This window comes from Candidatus Magnetaquicoccus inordinatus (assembly GCF_004217665.1).
GTDB lineage: Bacteria > Pseudomonadota > Magnetococcia > Magnetococcales > Magnetaquicoccaceae > Magnetaquicoccus > Magnetaquicoccus inordinatus.
In genome coordinates, this window is the sequence record NZ_RXIU01000399.1 from 1 (window position 1) to 1646 (window position 1646).

At 48.8% G+C, this 1646-nt stretch carries 2 protein-coding genes; both read right to left on the bottom strand.

Annotation, left to right across the window (positions count from 1 at the left end):
* Positions 1 to 589: hypothetical protein (locus tag EJP87_RS15990; RefSeq protein ID WP_130472845.1), on the bottom strand; the 589-nt coding region annotated here is incomplete at its 3' end.
* Positions 590 to 1059: 470 nt separating this feature from the next.
* On the bottom strand, positions 1060 to 1452 hold the full coding sequence (locus EJP87_RS15995; RefSeq protein WP_130472846.1) for a flagellar protein FlaG: 393 nt from the start codon (positions 1450 to 1452) through the stop codon (positions 1060 to 1062).
* Positions 1453 to 1646: the final 194 nt, after the last annotated feature.

Below are 1646 nucleotides of genomic sequence, written 5' to 3' on the forward strand. Positions count from 1 at the left end.
CATTCGGCAAACGAGAGAAGAGCTGTACAGACAACTGACCATCCAGTCGATCCAAGGTCATCCAGATATCCTGCGTCTGCAGCTCTTGTTGGGCTGACTCCAACAACTCTTTGCTGAAAGGAGCTTTATCGGTCAAACCTTCTGGCAACTGGTGTTGCACTTTGCCATCTGGCTGTAAAATGATCAGAAAATCCAATTGCCACAATGGAAAAAGCTGGCGCAATTTTTCCCATCTTTCGGTAAACTGCTTCAGATCAGACTGTTTTTTCTGATGAGGCTGCTGCATATCCTGCGCCTCCGGCAGCCAAGTCAAACTGTCCACCCATGACTCTTTGAACAATGCCGTTTGATTGATTGTCTCTTCCAGACTTTTCTGGATGGCATCGGCAACCCATTTGGCTTTTTCCACCATCAGCGTGCGGCGTACATCCTGTAGTACGGCTCGGTCCACCATATATCCCAAACCCAACACCACACTCAGCACAAACAATAAAACAAAAAAAACAGGGTAAATTACACTATTATTGCGCAACATAATCTGTACCGAGCGTCCGACCAAGCGAAAGGGAATGAGAAATGTAACCGACATTAATATAGCAGCAATGTATACATTCGCGAAAGCGGGAATGCGGGCAGGGCAATCGCATTTGCCAATTTCCTCACTGTTGCCACAAGCGAAACTGTGCATGTCGGGCGTCCGCCCTCCCAAAAGAGTGCCCCTTCGGGGCACAGATTGGTGCGGCGTGCGCGAATGCTTTGCATTCGCTTCTGGTGAAACGCCGCACATTTTCAACAGGGCTTTGCCCTGCACCCACCAGGAGGAGATAATCTCCTCCTGGACCTCCATAATAATTTTATGGTTTTCAAATGCGATTGCCCTGGAAATGCGGGTAAAATGGGGGCACTGCTGCAATTGGGAAAGGAGCAGATTGAAAATCCAGAAAACAAAGAAAAATCCGGGGGGCCCATAGGGGCCCACCGAACAGATTGTACGTTACAAACAATCCGGGGCCAGCCCAGAAAGAGCTCCAGGCTGGCTGCAAACAGTCCGATCACGTTTCAGGAAGAGGCTTTGAATAATACCCCTTCCAAATCACGCATTTGCTTTACCAAATCGACCATTTGTCGACTGGGCAATTGACGGACAACTTTGTTGGTCTCTTTATCCACTACACGCACGACCACTTGTTGCCGTTCCTGGTCCATACTGAGTTGCAAACTTTTCAGGCCAGACAAGGTATGGGTAATTTCGGTAGCCAATTGAGTCAGACCTGTTTGACCAGACCCTAATTGATCGTCCCAAAAGGCCAATTCCGCTTTAGCCAACTGTTCATCGAAAGAGATAGGCACAGGATGAGTTGGCGAAACGGATGTTTCGGAACGGTTGCTTGTCCTGACCACAATCGGCTCTGTCTGCACCGTGTTCACTCCGTAGGCGGCGATAGATTCCATAGAAATCTCCTCCTAATTTGCTTCTTCTCCCTGCTTGAGTGGCAGGGAGAAGATACACGGTAAAGGGGTTGCTCCATGTCCATTCGTTGCCGAACAAGACATGGAGCGATAATACCAACAACTGTTTGGAACCAATCAGAGTTACTTGAGCATCTGCAGGATGATCGACGGCTGTTGATTGGCCTGCGCCAAGA

Excerpts from the sequence above, each read along its gene's own strand:
- EJP87_RS15995 (WP_130472846.1), bottom strand. The coding sequence starts at position 1,452 with ATGGAATCTATCGCCGCCTACGGAGTGAACACGGTGCAGACAGAGCCG.